21 protein-coding genes are annotated in these 18,816 nt (G+C 73.5%); 13 read left to right on the top strand and 8 right to left on the bottom strand.

Annotation, left to right across the window (positions count from 1 at the left end):
- Positions 1-11: 11 nt before the first annotated feature.
- Positions 12-677, bottom strand: a complete 666-nt coding sequence (locus tag VNF07_07330; protein HVB06035.1) for a class I SAM-dependent methyltransferase — start codon at positions 675-677, stop codon at positions 12-14.
- Positions 678-738: 61 nt separating this feature from the next.
- Here VNF07_07330 and VNF07_07325 point away from each other — a divergent pair, with 61 nt between their 5' ends.
- Positions 739-1,107 carry a hypothetical protein gene (locus VNF07_07325; protein HVB06034.1) on the top strand — a complete coding sequence of 123 codons (369 nt, stop codon included), beginning with the start codon at positions 739-741 and terminating at the stop codon, positions 1,105-1,107.
- A 19-nt stretch (positions 1,108-1,126) separates the two neighbouring features.
- Here VNF07_07325 and VNF07_07320 read toward each other — a convergent pair whose 3' ends face one another.
- Positions 1,127-1,501 carry a hypothetical protein gene (locus tag VNF07_07320; protein ID HVB06033.1) on the bottom strand — a complete coding sequence of 125 codons (375 nt, stop codon included), beginning with the start codon at positions 1,499-1,501 and terminating at the stop codon, positions 1,127-1,129.
- 58 nt (positions 1,502-1,559) lie between these two features.
- Here VNF07_07320 and VNF07_07315 point away from each other — a divergent pair, with 58 nt between their 5' ends.
- Positions 1,560-2,048 (top strand): transcriptional repressor, encoded by a 489-nt coding sequence (locus VNF07_07315; protein HVB06032.1) that lies wholly within the window; start codon positions 1,560-1,562, stop codon positions 2,046-2,048.
- 4 nt (positions 2,049-2,052) lie between these two features.
- Here the strand turns inward: VNF07_07315 and VNF07_07310 are convergent, their stop codons facing one another.
- From VNF07_07310 to VNF07_07300, 3 genes are read right to left on the bottom strand one after another with little or no spacing between them, the layout of a single operon-like run.
- Entirely contained in the window at positions 2,053-3,435 is a 1,383-nt protein-coding gene (locus VNF07_07310) for an NAD(P)(+) transhydrogenase (Re/Si-specific) subunit beta (GenBank protein ID HVB06031.1), read from the bottom strand.
- On the bottom strand, positions 3,432-3,758 hold the full coding sequence (locus tag VNF07_07305; GenBank protein ID HVB06030.1) for an NAD(P) transhydrogenase subunit alpha: 327 nt from the start codon (positions 3,756-3,758) through the stop codon (positions 3,432-3,434). Before VNF07_07305 ends, VNF07_07310 begins: the two co-directional genes overlap by 4 nt.
- Positions 3,755-4,879: a Re/Si-specific NAD(P)(+) transhydrogenase subunit alpha gene (locus VNF07_07300; GenBank protein ID HVB06029.1), complete on the bottom strand. Its 1,125-nt coding sequence runs from the start codon at positions 4,877-4,879 to the stop codon at positions 3,755-3,757. The genes VNF07_07305 and VNF07_07300 overlap by 4 nt, the downstream gene beginning before the upstream one ends.
- 77 nt (positions 4,880-4,956) lie before the next feature.
- Between VNF07_07300 and VNF07_07295 the strand changes: the two genes are divergently transcribed.
- Complete coding sequence (locus VNF07_07295) at positions 4,957-5,241, top strand: TraR/DksA C4-type zinc finger protein (GenBank protein HVB06028.1); 285 nt, start codon at positions 4,957-4,959, stop codon at positions 5,239-5,241.
- A gap of 81 nt (positions 5,242-5,322) precedes the next feature.
- Here the strand turns inward: VNF07_07295 and sodN are convergent, their stop codons facing one another.
- Positions 5,323-5,742 (bottom strand): superoxide dismutase, Ni, encoded by a 420-nt coding sequence (gene sodN / locus VNF07_07290; protein ID HVB06027.1) that lies wholly within the window; start codon positions 5,740-5,742, stop codon positions 5,323-5,325.
- Between sodN and sodX the strand changes: the two genes are divergently transcribed.
- The 7 genes from sodX (at position 5,654) to cobA (ending at position 12,560) form a co-directional block, all read left to right on the top strand.
- Complete coding sequence (gene sodX / locus VNF07_07285) at positions 5,654-6,238, top strand: nickel-type superoxide dismutase maturation protease (GenBank protein ID HVB06026.1); 585 nt, start codon at positions 5,654-5,656, stop codon at positions 6,236-6,238. The genes sodN and sodX overlap by 89 nt on opposite strands.
- Before the next feature lie 40 nt (positions 6,239-6,278).
- Positions 6,279-7,526: a glycosyltransferase gene (locus VNF07_07280; protein HVB06025.1), complete on the top strand. Its 1,248-nt coding sequence runs from the start codon at positions 6,279-6,281 to the stop codon at positions 7,524-7,526.
- 22 nt (positions 7,527-7,548) lie between these two features.
- Entirely contained in the window at positions 7,549-8,343 is a 795-nt protein-coding gene (gene proC / locus VNF07_07275) for a pyrroline-5-carboxylate reductase (protein ID HVB06024.1), read from the top strand.
- Between the two features lie 125 nt (positions 8,344-8,468).
- Entirely contained in the window at positions 8,469-8,672 is a 204-nt protein-coding gene (locus VNF07_07270) for a helix-turn-helix domain-containing protein (GenBank protein HVB06023.1), read from the top strand.
- Positions 8,673-8,896: 224 nt separating this feature from the next.
- Entirely contained in the window at positions 8,897-10,159 is a 1,263-nt protein-coding gene (gene hemA / locus VNF07_07265) for a glutamyl-tRNA reductase (GenBank protein ID HVB06022.1), read from the top strand.
- A gap of 5 nt (positions 10,160-10,164) precedes the next feature.
- Positions 10,165-11,070, top strand: coding sequence for a hydroxymethylbilane synthase (gene hemC / locus VNF07_07260; protein HVB06021.1), 906 nt, complete (start codon positions 10,165-10,167; stop codon positions 11,068-11,070).
- Positions 11,067-12,560, top strand: coding sequence for a uroporphyrinogen-III C-methyltransferase (gene cobA / locus VNF07_07255; protein ID HVB06020.1), 1,494 nt, complete (start codon positions 11,067-11,069; stop codon positions 12,558-12,560). The genes hemC and cobA overlap by 4 nt, the downstream gene beginning before the upstream one ends.
- On the opposite strand, the gene VNF07_07250 is transcribed toward cobA, so the two are convergent.
- Together VNF07_07250 and VNF07_07245 are read right to left on the bottom strand one after the other, a co-directional pair.
- Entirely contained in the window at positions 12,523-13,848 is a 1,326-nt protein-coding gene (locus VNF07_07250) for a bifunctional diguanylate cyclase/phosphodiesterase (protein ID HVB06019.1), read from the bottom strand. The two genes, cobA and VNF07_07250, sit on opposite strands and share 38 nt — an antisense overlap.
- A 169-nt stretch (positions 13,849-14,017) precedes the next feature.
- Positions 14,018-14,602 carry a DUF5317 family protein gene (locus VNF07_07245; protein ID HVB06018.1) on the bottom strand — a complete coding sequence of 195 codons (585 nt, stop codon included), beginning with the start codon at positions 14,600-14,602 and terminating at the stop codon, positions 14,018-14,020.
- A 364-nt stretch (positions 14,603-14,966) separates the two neighbouring features.
- On the opposite strand from VNF07_07245, the gene VNF07_07240 reads away from it, so the two are divergent.
- Genes VNF07_07240 through VNF07_07230 form a run of 3 tightly spaced genes read left to right on the top strand, consistent with a single transcriptional unit; the run spans position 14,967 to position 18,642 of the window.
- On the top strand, positions 14,967-15,563 hold the full coding sequence (locus VNF07_07240) for a sigma-70 family RNA polymerase sigma factor (GenBank protein ID HVB06017.1): 597 nt from the start codon (positions 14,967-14,969) through the stop codon (positions 15,561-15,563).
- A gap of 2 nt (positions 15,564-15,565) precedes the next feature.
- On the top strand, positions 15,566-16,033 hold the full coding sequence (locus VNF07_07235; GenBank protein ID HVB06016.1) for a hypothetical protein: 468 nt from the start codon (positions 15,566-15,568) through the stop codon (positions 16,031-16,033).
- Positions 16,018-18,642, top strand: coding sequence for a CHAT domain-containing tetratricopeptide repeat protein (locus VNF07_07230; GenBank protein HVB06015.1), 2,625 nt, complete (start codon positions 16,018-16,020; stop codon positions 18,640-18,642). The genes VNF07_07235 and VNF07_07230 overlap by 16 nt, the downstream gene beginning before the upstream one ends.
- The last annotated feature ends 174 nt before the right edge of the window (positions 18,643-18,816 follow it).

Raw genomic sequence — 18,816 nt, 5'->3', positions numbered from 1 at the left:
GGCGGCGGCTGTTAGCGGCGCTGCGCCACGGTGACCCCGTCGCCGATCGGGAGCAGCACCGTCGTGACGCGCGGGTCGGCGGCGACCTTGTCGTTGAAGGCGCGCATCGCGAAGGTCGCCGGACGGTCGCTCGTCGGGTCGATCACCCGCCCGCTCTGCAGGGTGTTGTCGGCGAGGAGGAGGCCGCCCGGGCGCAGGCGCTCGATGAGTAGGTCGAAGTACTCGCCGTAGGCCTCCTTGTCGGCGTCGACGAAGGCGAGGTCGAAGGGCTCCTCGTCGGCCATCGCGGCGAGCGACTCGAGGGCCGGGCCGATGCGCAGGTCGACCTGCTCGGCGACGCCGGCGCGCGCCCAGAACTCCCGCGCGATCGCCGTCCACTCCTCGCTCACGTCGAGGCAGATGAGGCGCCCCGCGGGCCCCATGCCGCGCACCACCGCGAGCGCCGAGTAGCCGGTGAAGGTGCCGATCTCGATCGCCCGCCGGGCGCCCATGGCGCGGGCGAGGATCTCCATCAGCACCGCCTGGTCGTGGCCGATCTGCATCCCCGCGTGACCCGCCACGCGCTCGCGGGTGGCGGTCCGCAGCGCCTCCTGGACAGGATCGGGAGGAGTGAGGCGACCCTCGGCGTAGGTGACGATCGCTGGGTCGACGAAGTCGTTGCGGGTGAGCTCGGCCATGGAGCCAGAGTCAACCACAGCGGATCGCTTGGCCTCCCGACGGCTCTGCGATGCTTTAGCGATGGACCGCGTCTACCGCTTCCGCTACGGACGCCTCAGCTTCCCGCTGAAGGTGCTCGGCCTCGGGCCCGCCTTCACCGGCATGGTCGTCGGCGAGGAGTACCTGAAGGTCCGCTTCTCCTGGGCCTTCGCGACGCGCATCCCCCGCAGCGCGATCCACCGGGTGGACTACGACTACGACTTCGTCGGGGGCATCGGCGTGCACGGGGTGCGCGGTACCTGGCTCGTGAACGGCGCGGCGAACGGCCTCGTGATGATCGAGATCGACCCTGCGGCGCGCGCCTTTGTGATGGGCTTCCCGGTGCGCCTGAAGAAGCTGCGGGTGAGCGCCGCGGACCCGGCGGCGCTGATCGCCGCGCTGACCGGCTGAGCCGAGCGGCGCCGAGCCGCTACGGAAGGGGCCCTCGCTCGCCGGGGCCCTCGCCGGGCGGCTCGTCGGGGGGACGCCCGTCGCCGCGGCCGTCGGCCTCGTGCAGCGAGGCGAGGTAAGCGTTGTAGGCGGCGAGCTCGCCCTCGTTCGCGCCCTTCGCTGCGCGGCGCCCCGGCCGCGCCCGCGGCGGCAGGTCGTCGTGGAGCAGGCGCCACCACAAGAAGACGGCGTAGCCCGCGAACAGCGGCCACTCGACGGTGTAGGCCCAGCTGAGGCCGTTGCCGGCGAGCGCGCGGTGGAGCTGCCACCAGAAGAGGGTGCCAAAGGCGGGGAGGAGGACGGCGAGGGTGAGGTGGAGACGGAGCGCCCGCGCGGAGAGGTACTTCACGGTCACGGTCGGGGACCGTAGCCAGCCTGGAGACCCCGAGAGGGCGCGGCCGTAGGCTGGGGAGATGGCCAGAGGGCAGGCGGGGTCGGGCGGGGTCGGGCCACGGCGCGCCCCCGCCGAGACCGTCGAAGGGGTGCTCGCCGCCTTTCGCGCCGACGGCGGACGGGTGACGACGCCGCGGCGCCTACTCATCTCGAGCCTCATCGAGGCCGGCGGCCACCGCACGGCGGAGGAGCTCGCCGAGACGGTGCACGCGCTGGCGCCCGACGTCCATCTCTCCACCATCTACCGCAACCTCGACGAGCTCGAGCGCCTCGGCGTCGTCGAGCACGCGCACCTCGGCCACGGCCCCGCCACCTACCACCTCGCGAGCGAGCTCCACGGCCACTTCGTCTGCGAGGACTGCGGCACCCACTTCGAGGCACCCGACGAGGTCTTCGCCGGGCTCGCCGCGGTGGTCCTCGCCGAGCACGACTTCCACATCGACCCCCACCACTTCGCCGTGCTCGGGCGCTGCGCCGCCTGCCACGCGCGGGCGGCGCGGGGTCACTGAGGGTTCAGGAGCGCTTCACGGCGCCGACGAGGGCGGTGAGGGAGTCCTTGGCGTCGCCGAAGAGCAGGGTCGTCTTCGGGTTGTAGAGCAACTCGTTGTCGATCCCCGCGAAGCCGGGGCGCATCGAGCGCTTCATGAAGATCACGTGCGTCGCCTCGTCGACGTCGAGGATCGGCATCCCGTAGATCGGGCTGCCGGGGGAGTTCTTGGCCGCCGGGTTCACGACGTCGTTCGCCCCGATCACGAGCACCACGTCGGTCGTCGAGAACTCCGGGTTCGCCTCGTCCATCTCCTTCAGCTGCTCGTAGGGAACGTTGGCCTCGGCGAGGAGGACGTTCATGTGACCGGGCATGCGCCCCGCGACGGGGTGGATCGCGTAGAGGACCTCGACGCCGCGCGACTCGAGGAGGTCGACGAGCTCGCGGGCGACGTGCTGGGCCTGCGCGACGGCGAGGCCGTAGCCGGGGACGATCGCCACCTTGCGGGAGTAGGCGAGGAGCACCCCGATGTCCTCCGCGCTCGCCGAGCGCACGCTGCGGGCCTCCCCGCCCCCGCCACCGGTGGCCTCGACGACGGAGCCGAACGCGCTGAACAGGATGTTCGGCAGCGAGCGCCCCATCGCCTGGCTCATCATCCGCGTGAGGATCGTGCCCGAGGCGCCGACGAGGGTGCCGGCGACGACGAGTAGCACCGAGTGCAGGACGAAGCCGCTCGCCGCGACGGCGAGGCCGGTGAAGGAGTTGAGGAGCGAGATGAGGACCGGGACGTCGGCGCCGCCGATCGGGAGCACGATCGCCACCCCGAGGAGCAGGGCGACGGCGCCGACGATCGCGAGCAGGGCGGTGTGCGGGGTGACACAGGTCGCCACCGAGAGGCCGAGGATCGCCAGTGCGACGATGCCGTTCGCCGCCTGCTGGCCGGGGTAGGTGATTGGTCGCCCGGTCATCAGCTCCTGCAGCTTGGCGAAGGCGACGACGCTGCCAGCGAAGGAGACCGCGCCGACGATCACGCCGAGGAGCGCCTCGATCACCTGATAGGTGGCGAAGCTGCCGGCGGGGGCGTGCAGGAACTCGCTCAGCGCGACGAGGGCGGCGGCTCCGCCGCCGACACCGTTGAAGGCTGCCACCATCTGCGGCATCGCGGTCATCTTCACGAGGCGCGCCGCGGGCACGCCGATGACGACGCCGACCGCCATCGCGCCGATCATCAGCCCGAAGCGCGAGAGGCCGGGCGTGGCGAAGGTGAACGAGACGGCGAGCACCATCCCGAGCGCGCCGACGAGGGTGCCGAGGCGCGCCCAGCGGGGGCTCGAGAGCCCCATCAGGGCGAGGATGAAGCAGATCGCCGCGACGAGGTCGACGGTGTTGATGCCCGTGCCGAGGCTCACGTCTGCTCGCCCCCGGCGGGGGGCTTCTCCCCGGGACGGGCGGCGCGCCCCTTGAACATCTCGAGCATCCGGTCCGTGACGACGAAGCCGCCGACGGCGTTCACCGTGGCGAGCACCACGGCGACGAAGCCGATCGCCACCTGGCCGGTGCCGTGCGCCTCGCCGAGCACGACCATCGCCCCGACGAGGATCACCCCGTGGATCGCGTTCGTCCCCGACATGAGCGGGGTGTGGAGGATGCTCGGGACCTTGGAGATCACCTCGAAGCCGACGAAGACCGCGAGCGCGAAGACGGTGAACAGCCCGACGATGTCGGTGCTCACCGCACGACCAGCTCTCGGGTGGGGGCGTGCACGATCTCGCCGCGGTGCGTGACGCAGGTCCCGCTCACGAGCTCGTCGGCGAAGTCGGGGGCGAAGATGGCGTCCGGCGCCAAGAGCGCGAGGAAGGCGGCGACGTTGCGCGCGTAGAGGAAGCTCGCGTGGAGGGCGACCGAGCTCGGCAGGTTCTGGACCCCGATGACGCGTACCTGGCCGTGCAGCACCTCTTCGCCGGCGCGCGACACCTCGCAGTTCCCGCCGCTCTCGGCGGCGAGGTCGACGATCACGCTGCCGGCGGTCATCGCCTCGACCATCGCGGTGGTGACGATCAAGGGAGCGGGCCGCCCGGGCACCGCCGCCGTCGTGATCACCACGTCCGAGGCGGCGACCTCGCGGGCGATGAGCTCGCGCTGGCGGTCGAGGAACTCGTCGGAGGCGACCCGCGCGTAGCCGCCCTCGCCCGCGAGGGACTCGAGCGGGAGGGCGACGAAGGTCGCGCCGAGGCTCTCGACCTCCTCGCGCGCCGCGGGGCGCACGTCGTGGCCGCGCACGAGGGCCCCGAGGCGGCGGGCGGTGGCGATCGCCTGCAGCCCGGCGACCCCCGCCCCGATCACGAGGACCTTGGCGGGCGGCACGGTGCCGGCCGCGGTCATGAACATCGGGAAGAACTTCGACAGGCGCGAGGCCCCGAGCAGCACCGCGGCGTAACCGCCGACGAGGGCCTGGGAGGAGAGGGCGTCCATCGACTGGGCTCGGGAGATGCGCGGCAGCAGGTCGAGGCTGAAGGCGCTCACCCGCTGGGCGCGAAGCTGCTCGACGAGGGCGAGGTCCGCCTGGGGCTGGAGGAAGCTCACGAGCGCGCTGTTGGGCCGCATCCTCGCGACCTCGTCGCTGCTCGGAGGCTGCACCTTGCAGAGGATCTCGGCGCCGCCGAAGAGCGCGTCGCCATCGACGAGCTCGGCCCCCCGCTCGGCGAAGGCCACGTCGGGGAGAAACGCGCCCGCACCCGCGCCCCGTTCGACGAGTACCTCGTGGCCGGCGTCGAGGAGGCGGGGGACGACCTCGGGGACGATCGCCACCCGCCGCTCGCCCGCGGCGCGTTCGGAGGGAATGCCTACCCGCATGGCGGAGGTCATAGCGGAACCAGTCACCACAGCGCAACGACGCCCGTCGGCTAAGGGTCGAGAACTAGACTGGCGCGATGGAGCACGGGGCGGCGCCGGAGCCGGAGCACGCGGTGGAACCGGCGGACGCGGCCGGGGAGGTGACGGGCAGCTTCGCCCGCGAGACCGACGCCTTCATCGCCGAGGCCGACGCCCGTCTCGCCGCGATCGAGGCGGCGATCGCCGCGGTCGACGACGGCAGCTACGGCCGCTGCGAGATCTGTGGCAACCCCGTCGAGGCGCCGCGCCTCGCGGCGCGGCTCTCCGAGCGGCGCTGCGCGGCGCACGACCGCGCCCCCCTCGCCGAGCCGCGCCTGTTCTGAAGAAGTCGCGCACGCGACGAGGGCCGGGCGGCGCGTTCAGCTGCCCGCGCCGCCCGGCCCTCGCTGGCGTCCCTCTCGAGCTCAGACCTTCTTGGTCTCCCAGAAGATGCGGTCGATCTCGGCGATCCCGTCGAGGAGGCCGCTCGCCACGGCGACGTCGTTGGTCTTCTTCGTCTCGCCGGCGGCCTTGGTGGTCTTCCAGAAGACCTCGTGCAGCTCGGGAAAACGGTCGAGGTGCTCGGGCTTGAAGTAGTCCGTCCACAGCACCCACAGGTGGTGCTTCACGAGGTCGGCGCGCTGCTCTTTGATCGTCACTGCCCGCTCCCGGAAGACCGCGTCGTCCGAGGCGTTGAACTTCTCCATGCAGGCCTTCACCGACTCGGCTTCGATACGTGCCTGGGCGGGGTCGTAGATGCCGCAGGGCAGGTCGCAGTGCGCGTGTGCCACGGTGGGCGCCGCGACCAGGTCGAGCAGGCTGCACAGACGGGAGATGAGGGGCATGCCAGGACTCCTTCGCTCGAAGTTCTCCGCCCGCTCGGGGCGCGTGGAGGTCGCCCGCGCAGGCGATAACGCTCACTCTAACCACCTCCCTTCCGATCACGTCCTCCCGCCGCCGCCCCGTCGCCGGGTCGCTTCCCTGGTAGGGGCCTTCTTCCTCGCTGGCGCCGCAGTGCGCCTATCGGGGCTCCGGCGGGTGGTCGTGAGCGGCCCGAGCATGCTCCCCACCCTCGACGAGGGTGAGCGGTTGCTCGTCCGCCGCGTCCGCTCGTTGCGGGCCGGGGACCTCGTCGTGTGTCGTGTCCCGGGCGGGCCGGGAGGGCTCGTCGTGAAGCGCGTCGCCCACCTCGACGACGAAGGCGTGCACGTGCGCGGCGACAACGCGCAGGTGAGCACCGACTCCCGTCACTTCGGGGCGCTCGCGCGGGGCGAGGTGCTGGGTGTCGCCTTCTACCGCTACGCGCCGGCCCCCGGCCGCGTGCCCCGCGGCCCCCGCTGAGGCAGCCGGACGCCTGGCCACCGTTACGATGCCGTTCGCGATGCGCCGACTGGTCGTGCTCTCCCTGCACACCTCGCCCCTTGCCCAGCCCGGGACGGGCGACGGCGGGGGGATGAACGTCTACGTGCGCGAGCTCTCCGCGGCCCTCGCCCACGCCGGGGTGGTCTGTGACGTCTTCACCCGCTCGGACGACCCTGCGCAGCCCGACGTCGTCGAGGTGGAGCCGGGCTTCCGCCTCCACCACGTGGTCGCCGGGCCGCAGGCTCCGCTCCCCAAGGGGGCGCTGCACGCCTTCGTCGGCTCGTTCACCGACGCCGTCGAGGCGCGGCTGTCGGCCTACGCCGACGACGAGCCCGACGCGCCTGAGGCGATCCACGCCAACTACTGGCTCTCCGGCGTCGCCGGTCACGCGCTGAAGCACCGACTCGGCCTGCCGCTCGTCTCGACCTTCCACACCCTCGAGCGGGTGAAGGCGGAGGCGAGCCCCGAGGAGATCGACCCCGACGACCCCGAGCTACGCGCCCGCTCGGAGTCCGAGGTGATCGGTTGTTCGGACGCCGTCCTCGCCTCGTGCGAGGCCGAGGCCTCCCAGCTCGTCGAGCTCTACGGCGCCGACCGCGCCCGCATCGAGATCATCGCCCCCGGCGTGGACCACGCCTTTTTCTCACCCGGCGACAAGGCCCAGGCGCGGCGCGCGATCGGCGCGGAGGCCGAGGGGCCGCTCCTCGTGTTCGTCGGGCGGATCCAGCCGCTGAAGGGCGTCGAGATCGCGGTGCAGGCGCTCGCGCAGGTCGCTGACCGCAGTTGCCGCCTGCTCGTGATCGGCGGTCCGAGCGGACCGCACGGCGAGGAGGAGGTGCGCGTCGTCCACCGCCTCGTCGAGCGTCTCGGCCTCGGGGGGCGGGTGCTGTTCATGCCGCCGCAGCGCCACGAGGCACTCTCCACCTTCTACCGCGCCGCCGACGTTTGCGTGGTCCCCTCGATGTCGGAGTCGTTCGGTCTCGTCGCCCTCGAGGCTGCGGCATGCGGGACCCCGGTCGTCGCCTCCGCGGTCGGGGGTCTCACGAGCCTCGTCGAGGAGGGGGTGAGCGGCTACCTGGTCGAGCCCCGCGACGTCGACGGCTTCGCGCAGCGCCTCGACCTGCTCGTCGGCGACGACCTCGCGGCCACGGCGATGGGCGGCGCCGGCGCCGAGCGCGCCCTGGCCTACACCTGGCCGGCGGCGGCCTCCTCGCTGCACCGCCTCTACGACGAGATCACCGCCAAGAGCCTCGTCGAGTGCCGGTGAGCGCCGTTAACGTCTCGTCGCCATGAGCAAGCTGCAGCTCCTCGGTGGCGGGCAGATGGGGGGCGCCCTCCTCGGCGGCCTGCTCGCGCAGGGCAAGGTCGCGGCCGGCGAGTGCACGATCTGTGAGGTGCGCGCCGAGGCCCACGAGGCGCTCCGGGAGCGCTTCCCCGGCGTCGGCGTGGTCTCGTCACCGGTCCCTAGCGAGGCCGTCGTCGTCGCGGTGAAGCCGGGCGACGTGGAGGTCGCCTGCCGGGCGCTCGCCGCCGCCCCGCCTCGACGCCTCCTCTCGATCGCTGCCGGCGTGACGACGGAGACCCTCGAGGGTTACCTCGGCTCCTCGGTCGCGGTGGTGCGGGCGATGCCGAACACTCCGGCGCGCATCGGCGCCGGGGCGACGGCGATCGCGGCCGGCGCCTCGGCGGCCGAGGCCGACCTCGACTGGGCCGAGGAGGTGCTGCAGGCGGTGGGCATCGTCGTCCGCCTCCCCGAGCACCAGCTCGACGCGGTCACCGGCCTCTCGGGGTCTGGCCCCGCCTACGTCTTCCTCGTCGCGGAGGCGCTCGTCGAGGCGGGGGTCCTCGCCGGCCTCGGCCGCGAGGCCGCCCGGCTGCTCGCCAACCAGACCCTCCTCGGGGCGGCGCGCCTGCTCTCGGAGAGCGGGCAGAGCGCCGAGCAGCTGCGCGCCGAGGTGACCTCGCCGGGAGGGACGACCGCCGCGGCACTGCAGGTCTTCGAGCGCGCCGGCCTGCGCGCCGCCTTCCTCGACGCGGTCGTCGCCGCGACAGCGCGCTCGCGGGAGCTCTCACGGCCGCACTGAGCGCGTCGAGGAAGCGCCGAGATCGCGCCGAAAGCGCCCCTCTACGCCACTGACGCCACGCTCGTCTCAGCGCTCCCACTTTGCACTTGCGCCACGCGCGCCTACAGTCGCGACCGCGGAGAGAGGTGATTCCACTGACCATCCATTACACGAAATCGCAGTTCCTCACGGTCGCCGAGGTCGCGCGCGTGCTGCGCATCTCGAACATGACGGTGTACCGACTGATCAGCTCCGGCCAGCTCCAAGCGGTGCGGGTCGGCAAGTCCTATCGCCTGCGCGAAGAGGACGTCGACCGCTACCTCGCGGAGCGCTTCACCGAAGCAGGTTGAGCCGAGCGTCGCCGAGCGACGCCACCACCGCGTGACGGCGCGGACCCGAGCAACGGCGCGTACCCGCGCGCGTCGCGCCCCGGCGGCGGCGCGAGATTGGCGGCCCTCCTCGCGGTTGAGCACACTTCCTCTTCGCCGGCCGCCCGCGCGGTCGCCCGGCGCGACTTCGTAGTCTGTTGGGGCCGGTGACGCCGGCAATCTGAGCCGAGAGGGAGGTCCTCGTCGTGTCGGTGGTGGTCGTCGGACTGCATGAGCGCGACACCCCGCTCGAGCTGCTCGACCGGCTCGCGATCGCCGATGAGGAGCTCCCGAAGGCCCTCGCCGCCCTCGGCGACAGCCCGCACCTCGCCGAGGCGGTGATCGTGTCCACCTGCCTGCGCACCGAGGTCTACGCCGTCGTCGAGCGCTTCCACGACGGCCTGGCCGATATCCACGCATTCTTCGCGGCGCGCCTCAGCGGAACGGGGACCTCGCTCGCCGAGCTCGAGGAGCGCCTCACGGTGGCCTACGACGACGCCGCGGCACGCCACCTCTTCGCGGTCGCCGCCGGGGTCGACTCCGCCGTGCTCGGGGAGGGGGAGATCCTCCGCCAGGTGCGCCACGCGGCCGCGCGCGCCCGCGAGGAGCGCAGCCTCGGCCCGGTGCTCGACCCGCTCTTCCGCCACGCCCTCGAGGCGGGAAAGCGCGCCCGCCACGAGACGGGCATCGCGCGCGGCATCACCTCGCTCGCCCACGTCGCCGTGGCCGCGGCGCAGGAGCAGCTCGGCGACGACCTGAGCGGACGACGGGTCCTCGTCGTCGGCGCCGGGGAGATGGCGCAGGGGATCGTCGCCGCCCTCGGCGAGCTCGCCGGTGCCCCCGAGCTCGTGGTCGCCAACCGCCGTCCGGCGCGCGCCGAGGCACTCGTCGCCGGGCGCGGCCGTGCCGTCGGCCTCGGGGCGCTCGCCGAGGAGGTGGGGGCGGCGGACGTGGTGATCAGCGCGACGGCCGGCGACGAGGTGCTGCTGTCGGTCACCGACGTCAACGTCGCGCTCGCCAACCGCCCCGAGCGGCCGCTCGTGCTCATCGACACCGCGGTGCCGCGCGACATCGACCCGCGTGTCGGCGAGCTCGCCGGGGTGCGGCTGCGCGACATCGACGACCTGCGGCTGCTCGCCGAGGCGGCGATGACGACGCGCCGCTCGGAGCTCGGGAAGGTCGACGAGATCCTCGACGAGGAGCTCGAGCGTCACCGAGCGGACGCCCGTGGCCGCGCCGCGGCGCCCCTCGTGACCGCGCTGCGCGAGCAAGCAGAGCGGCTACGCGCCGCGGAGGTGGAGCGGCTCGCGGGGGCCCTCGGCGAGGAGGAGCGCGCGCTCGTCGAGCGGTTGACGCGCTCCCTCGTCGCCAAGCTCCTCCACGAACCGACCGCGCAGCTGAAGGCCGCCGCGGGCTCCGCGCGCGGCGAGCGCCTCGCGGAGGCGCTGCGCTCGTTGTTCGACCTGTAGCGGCGGTGACCCTCCGGCTCGCGACCCGGTCGAGCCCGCTCGCCCTCGTGCAGGCCCGGCGGGTCCAGGCCCTCCTCGCCGCGGCCGGGGTGGAGGGTGCCGAGGTCGTTACGGTCGAGTCCGAGGGAGATCAGCGTCAGGAGGTGCCGATCGCCGAGCTCGGCACCTGGGGGGCCTTCACCAACGCGATCGAGCGCGCCGTGCTCGCCGGGCGCGCCGAAATCGCGGTGCACAGCGCGAAGGACCTGCCGGCGGCGACCGACGACGGGAGCCTCGTGCTCGCCGCCGTCCCCGAGCGTGCCGACCCGCGCGACGTGCTCGTCGGCGGCCGCCTCGAGGACCTCACCCCCGGCGCCCTCGTCCTCACCGGCTCCGTGCGGCGGCGCGCGCAGCTCGCCCACCGACGGCCCGACCTGCTCTTCGGCGAGCTGCGCGGGAACATCGGGCGCCGCCTCGAGCGGGCCGGCCCCTCCGTCGCGGTCGTCGTCGCGGCCGCCGCCCTCGAGCGGATGGCGATCGTCCCCGCCGACGCCGAGGTGCTGGACTTCTCGACGATGCTGCCGATGGTCGGCCAGGGGGCGCTCGCGCTGCGTTGCCGGGAGGACGACGCCGAGGCGCTCGCCGCGCTCGCCGCGATCGACGACGTCGCGCTGCACCGGGCGCTCGACGCTGAGCGCGCCTTTCTCGCGACGCTAGGCGGAGGCTGCCGCGCGCCCCTCGGCGCCTACGCCGAGGCGGCCGGCGCGTGCGGCCCGATCCGTCTGCAGGCGCTCCTCGCGAGCGGCGACGGCCACGTCGTGCTGCGCCGCGGCGCGACGGGGGACGAGCCGCTCGCCCTCGGCAGCGCGCTCGCGACCGCGCTCTTGGACGAGGACGGCGGCCGCAGCCTCCTCGGCGCCGCGCTCGGGTGACCGTCTACCTCGTCGGTGCCGGGCCGGGCGATCCCGGGCTGCTCACGCTGCGCGCCGCGGCGCTCGTCTCCCGCTGCGACCTGCTCGTGCACGACCGCCTCGTCGACGCCCGCGTCCTCGCGCTCGCGGGCTCCGGGGCGACCGTGCTCGACGTCGGCAAGCGCCCCGGGTCAAAGGAGATGAGCCAGCAGGAGATCAACGCCCTCCTCGTCGACAAGGGGCGCGACGGCAGCGTCGTCCGTCTGAAGGGGGGCGACCCCTACCTCTTCGGCCGCGGCGGCGAGGAGGCGCTTGCCCTCGAGGAGGCCGGGGTCCCCTACGAGGTCGTCCCCGGCCTCTCCGCGGCCCTCGCCGTCCCCGCCCTCGCGGGGGTGCCAGTGACGCTGCGCGGCGCCGCCTCGGCCGTGGTCGTCCTCACCGGGCACGACCCCGACGGCGCCGAGGGGCTGGAGGAGCTCGCCCGCTCGGGCGCGACGCTCGTCGTGCTGATGGCCGCGGCCACCGTGCGCCCCCTCGCCGAGCGCCTTCTGCGGGCGGGGATGGCGCCGGAGACCCCGGCGATCGCCGTCCGCTCGGGCAGCCTTCCGAACCAGCGGAGCGAGCGCACCACCCTCGCCGGCCTGCGGGCGGCGACGCTCGAGAGTCCGGTGACCCTCGTCATCGGCGCCGTCGCTGGCGAGCGCCTGTTCTCCTTCGAGTCCCGGCCGCTGTCCGGGCTGCGGGTGGTCGTCACCCGTCGCGCCGAGCAGTCCGAGGGGCTCGTCGCGCTCCTCGAGGAGCGGGGCGCGGCCGTCATCTGCTTCCCGACGATCGCCGTCGCGCCCCCGCCCGACGGTGGCGCCGCCCTCGCCGCCGCCCTCGGGCGCCTCGGCGCCGGGGACTGGCTCGTCGTCGCCTCAGAGAACGCCGTCGCGGCCGTGTTCTCGCTGCTGCACGACGCCCGAGAACTCGGCGGCGTGCGCGTCGCTGCGGTCGGCCCGGCGACCGCAGCGGCGCTCGCCGGCCACGGCGTGGTCGCCGACCTCATCCCGAGGACGGCGAGCGCGGCGGGCCTGCTCGCGGCCTTCCCCGCCTCGCCCGGCACGGGGCGTGTCCTCGTCGCGCGGGCGAGCGGTGGCGGTGCAGAGCTCGAGGAGGGCCTCGCCGCGCGCGGCATCGAGGTGGAGGCCGTGGCCGCCTACGAGACGACCCGCCCCGCCCGCGACCCCCAGGCGCTCGCCGGTCTCGTCGGCTGTGACGCCGTCGTCTTCGCCTCGCCCTCGGCCGTCGACGGCTACCTCGGGCTCGCCGGGGCGGAGCGCCTCGGGCGGGTCGCGGTGGCGATCGGTCCGACGACCGCGGCGCGCCTCGGGGCGCTCGGCGTTGCCTTCGTCGAGGCGGCGACGCCGTCGGCGGCGGCGATGGTCGCCGCGCTCGTCTCCTGGGTCGGGGGCGCGGCGCCCGCTGAGACCGCTACTTCCCCGGCACGGGCGCGCCGAGCCCGGCCATGACGCGTGGCAGCTGCTCGGCCGGGATCGGGCGCGAGAGGTGGAAGCCCTGCGCCCAGTCGGCGCCGAGCTCGCGCACCACGCGCAGCTGCTCCCCGTTCTCGATCCCCTCGACCACGACGTCGAGCGCGAGGTCGTGGGCGAGGGTGATGACGTTGCCGACGATGCTCCGGTCGCGAGTGTCGGTGGCGACGCCGCTCGTGAAGGAGCGGTCGACCTTCAAGGTGTCGAAGTCGAAGCGGCGAAGGTAGGCGAGGGAGGAGTAGCGCGTCCCGAAGTCGTCGATGCTCAGCTTGATGCCGAGCTCGCGCAGCCGTTGCAGCCCCTGCCAGAGCAGCGGCGTCTCCTCCATGAGCGCCGACTCGGTGATCTCGACCACGATCCGCCGCGGGTCGGCGCCGGTCCGCGAGAGCGCCGCTTCGAAGCCCCGCACGCTTTCGGGGAGGTAGAGCTGGCGCGCCGAGAGGTTCACCGAGAGCCAGCTCGGGACGAGGCCCTCCTCGCCCCAGCGCACGAGCTGCGCGCAGGCCTGCTCAAAGACCCACGAGCCGAGGAAGACGATGAAGCCCGTCTCCTCCGCGAGGGGGATGAAGTTGGCGGGCATCACCACCCGCCCGTCGGGCGAGATCCAGCGGATGAGCGCCTCGACCCCGAAGCCCGCCTCACTGCCGAGGGCGAGCGCCGGTTGGTAGTGGAGGCGGAACTCCGAGCGGTTGAGCGCCTCGCGCAGCTCCGCGCCGCCGCGCACGCGCGTGAGGGCCCGCACCTGGGTGCGGGGCTCGAAGGCGCCGACGCGGTTGCCCCCCGACTCACCGGCGGCCTGGGCCGCGGCGTCGGCCCGCTGCAGCAGCACCTCGGCCGAAGTGCAGCCGAAGGCGATGCCGATGCTGGCCGTCAGCCCGACCGTCTGGCCGGCGCAGTGGTAGGGCTCGGCGAGCTCCCAGCGCAGGTTCTCGGCGAGGGCGAAGACCTCCGCCTCGTCCCCGGCGTCGGGGAGGAGCACCGCGAGCTCGCCACCGTGGCCGGTGAGGATGGCGGGGCTGTCGAGGGCCCCGAGGACGCGCAGGACCGCCTGCTCGAGGACCTCGTCGCCCGCCGCGTGGCCGAGAGCGGCGTTCACTGAGCGGAAGCGGTCGATCTCCACGTAGAGGACGGCGACCCGCTCGCCACTCGCCTCGAGCGCGGCCGCGACGCTCGCGAGGAAGGCCCTGCGGCCGAGGCGCCGGCTCTTTGCGCTGCCGCGGGCGGCAGATTCGGAGGGCGAACTGCCGTCGGGTCCCCGTCCCTCCACCGCCATCAGGTGAGGGCGTCCCTCACCGAGGCTGCGGGCGCGGGCGCGGCTGTCGCCGTGACCTGGCCATTCATCGTCGGTACTCTCCTGCTGCGTCAACGCACACAACCTCCCGCTATAGAGAGGCGTGACGCGGCGGTTTGATACCGAGCGCGGAACATATTTTTGTCTAGGTGGTGCGCTCGCTTGCTCTCGGGAGCTCGCCGAGGGAGCGTGAGACTCGCTGCGACGCCGCCAGCAGCATTGCACCTCTCACGGCGATCGCAACCCCGACGAGCATCGCGATGTCCCCAGCGCTGATCACGTTGTGGATCAGCCGGAACGGGATCACGTCGCCCAGCGCGGAGAGGTGCGTTGCGCTCGTCATCGCGACGTGTTTATCGAGGTAGCCGTGGCTGACATCCAGGTTGCGGGGCAGCCCCGCGGCGGCGAGTGCGCCCCGCGAGACGGGCATGCCGCCGTTGAGGGCGATGGCGAGGGTGTTGGAGAAGATGCCCGCCGACAGGAGGTACATGCCCGGGCGGCTCTGGCGGGGGGCGCGCAGGAGGAGGCACCATCCCGCGAGCAACAGGCACGCGATCACCAGCAGGGGTGCGCGCGCCGCCCGCGGGGCAAGGCCCAGAAAGGCCTGATCGAGCAGAGCCGGGATGAGAAGCCACCATCCGGCGAACGGCACGCGGGCGATGTTGCGCAGGCGGCCACCAGCGACGCGTCCGGCGAGGTAGCCGAGAAGGACCGCGAGTGCGAGTGTCATCGCCACCCTCCCGTCCGGCGCGACCCGACGATTCGATCGTAGGCGAACGGGCGCGACACCGAGACTCGGACCCGGTCGAAGCGGCGGTGAGCAAAAAAAAGTTCGCAGCGCATGTATCAACGCCGACGAGATGTGCTCTTTATCTATGTCGGACCACTACGGGCCGGAGGAAGTGAGGAATTGTGCGCCGGATTCTCAGCACGACACCTGCGAAGGTTGCCGCCGTCGTGGCGGGGCTTGCGACGATTTGGATGGTCGGGGGCGCTCCGCTCTGGTTCCCGTCGTGATCTGGTTTCCGGCCTGAGGAGCCACTGGGGCACCTTCAACCCGGCGATGCGGGGGAAGCGCCTAGCATGAGCTTCCTGTGCACAACCGGGATGAGGGCGAGCTCGAGGACGACGTCCTGGCCGCGCGCGGCGGGGACGCGGATAGCTGGGCGCGCCTCGTCGAGCGTTTCGCGGGTCTCATTTGGTCCGTTGCGCGCAACGAGGGCCTGAGTGCTACCGATGCCGCTGAGGTCAGCCAGACAACCTGGCTGCGCCTCGCGGAGCACATCGACGACGTGCATGATCCCGAGCGCCTCGGTGCTTGGCTCGTGACGACCGCGCGCCGCGAGGCGCAGCGGCTTGGCCGCGTCGGCGCCCACTACGTCCTCACCGACCCGTGGCAGTACCTGGACATGACCTCGGCCGACGAGGCGGACCTCGCGCTGCTCTCGGCGGAGCGCGACGTCGCGATCCAGCACGCGATGACGCTCCTGCCCGGAAGGTGTCGGGGGCTGCTCGCCGCGTTGGTCGTGGAGGAGCCGCCGATGTCCTACGCGCAGGTGAGCGCCGCGACGGGCATGCCCGTCGGCAGTGTCGGCCCGACCCGCGGACGCTGCCTCGAACAGTTGCGGGTGTTGATCGAACGGGTAGAGGGCGAAACGCGCCTCGAGCCCGCCAAGGGACTGCGGAGCTGATGTTGGACGAGCCAATCGAAGAGGTAGCGCTGCTGGCCGACGTGGCCACCGCGCTTCGTCGCCTGGAGACGGTGCCCGCCGACGTCGTGGAGCAGGCGAAGGCGGCGTTCGCCTGGCGCGAGGTCGCCAACGCCGTCGCCGCGCTCGACTACGACTCGGCGGTCGAAGACGACGCCCTCGTCAGCGTGCGCGGGTCGAGCCTCGGCTCGGACCGGGTGCTCACCTTCGCGACCGACGGCGGCCGCGTGGAGCTGTACATCTCGGACTCCGGTCGGAGGCTGCTCGGGAAGGTGGCACCGAACGTCTTCCGCTCGGCGGTATTGCGCCACCCTTCCCGTTCTCTCACCCTCGATGTCGACGCCTCCGGCACCTTCTTCGTCGACCGCCTGCCGCGCGGTCCCCTCAGCGTGAAGTGCGTGCCGCTGACCGACTCAATCTCGCCCCTCGAGACCGAGTGGGTCGCGATCTGAGGGCTCCGGCAGGGGTCGTCAGTAAGGCAAGAGAAGAGGCGGAGGCGGCCTTCGCAGTTGCGGAGGCCGACCCGGCGGCAGCACTCTCCCAGGCCGCACTCGCAGCAGAGCTGCTCACCGATGACGAACCCGCGGTCGCCGCACTCGTTGAATGGTGTCGCGGGCTGGCGCTGCGCGGCCTCGGTCGCTCACTCGAGGCGGCGGCCGCGTTGCGGCGAGCGCTCGAGGCGCACCTCGCGATCGGTGACGCGGCCGCCACCGGTCGGATCCGGGTGACGCTCGCCTTCGAGGAGCTCTCGGCGGGCCGCGGTGACCTCGCGCTCGAGCTGCTCGACGAGGCGCAGGAGACGCTCACCGGCCCCGACGCCGCCGAGGCGGCGATGCAGCGCGCGATCGTGCTGCAGCGGCTCGGGCGCGTCGCCGATTCGCTCGCCGCCTTCAGCCACGTCGTCGAGCGCTTTCACGAGCTCGGGATGAAGGGTCTCGAGGCCAAGGCACGAGGCAACCGGGGGGTGGTGCTCGCCTACCGCGGTGAGTACGAGGCGGCCGAAACGGACCTCGCGCTCGCGCGCCGGCTCTTCAGCGAGACCGGCGACGCCGTCTGGGCGGGTTTCGCGACCCACAATCTCGGCTTCGTCGCCTCCCGCCGGGGCAACCTGCCGCTCGCCCTCCGTCTCTTCGACGAGGCGCAGCGTCAGCTGAGCGCCGCAGGCGGTCTCCGCCCGGCGACGCTCACCGACCGGGTTGAGACGATGCTCGACGCCGGCCTCGCGGAGGAGGCGAGGGCGGTCCTCGAAGCGGCGATCGTGGACCTCGAGGGCCAGGGCCTGGAGGCCGACCTCGCGGAAGCCTGCTACCTCGCGATCCGCGCTTGCGAGCAGGACGGCGATCTCGCCGCGGCGCGTCGCTGGGCCGAGAGGGCATGCGCGCTGTTTGCCGCGCAGGGGCGGCCGAGCTGGGAGCTGCTCGCCCGCTACCGGCTCGCGCGCGCCGCGCACTTCGACGGCGGGGAGCATCCCGACGGCGCACGGATGCTCGCCTTCGCCCGCCAGCTGCACGAGGTGGGCTGGTGGACGGCGGCCGCCGAGGCGGAGTGGCTCGCCGCCGAGCTCGACGCCGGCGCCGGGGCGCTCGAGGCGGCGCTCGCGGTCCTCCGCGGCGCCGCCCACCGCCGCCGGGGCGCGCTCGCGGCGGTGCGCTTCGACGGCTGGATCGCGGAGGCCAATGTGCAGCGCCTCGCAGGCGAGCACCACAAGGCCGCGAGGGCGGTGACGGCGGCCTTCGCTGCGCTCGACGACTTCCGGGCGGGCCTCGGCTCGACCGAGCTGCGCTCGAGCGCCGCGCAGCGCGCCCAGCGCGCCGAGGAGCTCGGCGTGGCGCTCTCGATCGAGGCCGGGCGCCCCGAGCGTGCGCTGCACTGGATGGAGCGCGCCCGCGGCGGCCTGCAGCTCGGCGCGGTCGGCCAGGCGGCGTCGCCCGAGGTACGCCAGGCGCTGCTCTCGTTGCGCGAGATCGGCGCCCAGCTCGCACACGATCCGCCACCGCCTCGCGAACAGCAGCGCCTCCGCCGCCAGGAGCTCGCGCTCGAGGAGATCGTCCGCCGCAGCGTCCGCCACAACGAGGTCGCCGCAGTGGCGACGTCGCGTCCGCTGCCCGCGGGCGAGCTCTCGGCGGCCCTCGGGGAGCGGGTTCTCTTCGAGTACGGCGTTCTCGCGGGTCGCGTCGTCGCGATCGTCCGCTGGGCGCGCCACTCGCGCCTCGTCGACCTCGCCGCGCTGCCAGCCGCCGAGCGGGCGGTGGTCGCGCTGCACGGAGCGATGGGGGCCGCGGCGCGCGGCCGCGCCGGGAGGGCCACGACGTCGGTCGAGGGGGCGGCCCGCGCCGTCGACGAGCTCCTCGTCGCGCCACTGCTGAGCGAGCTCCCCGGCGCCGCCCTGCCGGCGGCGGGGGTGGTGGTCGTCCCCGCCGGCCCCCTGGCCTCGCTGGCGTGGAGCGTCCTCGAATCGCTCGGGGAGCTCCCCGTCGTCGTCGCGAACTCGGTGAGCGAGTGGGCCCGTCGCCGGAGCTCGCCGCCGCCGAGTGGGCCGACGGCGATCGTCGCAGGCCCGGAGCTCGCCTTTGCCGACGCCGAGGTGTCGGCCCTCGCCGGGCTGTGGGGGCGGCAGGCGCGGATCGTGGCGAGCGGCGAGGCGACCGTCGACGCGGTGCGCGCCGCGATCGCTGGCGCGGGGGTCGCCCACCTCGCCGCGCACGGCCTGTTCCGCTCGGACAACCCGCTCCTCTCTGCGATCCGCTTCACCGACGGGGCGCTCACCGGCTATGACCTCACCGAGATGCGCGAGCTCCCCAGCATCGTCGTCCTCTCCGCCTGCGACCTCGGCATGAGCGGCACCGGCGCGGCGGCCTTCGGCCTCCCGAGCCTGCTCATCGCGAGCGGCACCCGCGCGGTCGTGGCGAGCGTCACGCCGGTGCCGGACGAATCGAGCGGGCGGCTGATGCTCGAGCTTCACCGCTTCTTGCGGGAGGGCCTCGAGCCGAGCGCCGCGCTCGTTGCTGCCCGCCGGACGCTCGGGTCGCCCGCCGACGGCTTCGTGAGCTTCGGTGCATGAAGCCCGCGTCACGCGGCGGCGGCCGCGTCGCCGGCTCGTAGGAGACCTCGTAGGAGGCCTCACCGACCGACAGGGGCACGATCTACGAATAGGGTTCACGGCCCTGGATCTCACGGTGCTCGCCTGTGGGCGGCCCGGTCGACCAACCTCACTTCCTCAAGAAGTGAAATCGTC

The organism is Acidimicrobiales bacterium, assembly GCA_035533595.1.
In the GTDB taxonomy this organism is placed as follows: domain Bacteria; phylum Actinomycetota; class Acidimicrobiia; order Acidimicrobiales; family Bog-793; genus DATLTN01.
The sequence above is the reverse complement of the archived record's forward strand: the minus strand, read 5'-3'. Positions and strand labels throughout refer to the sequence as shown.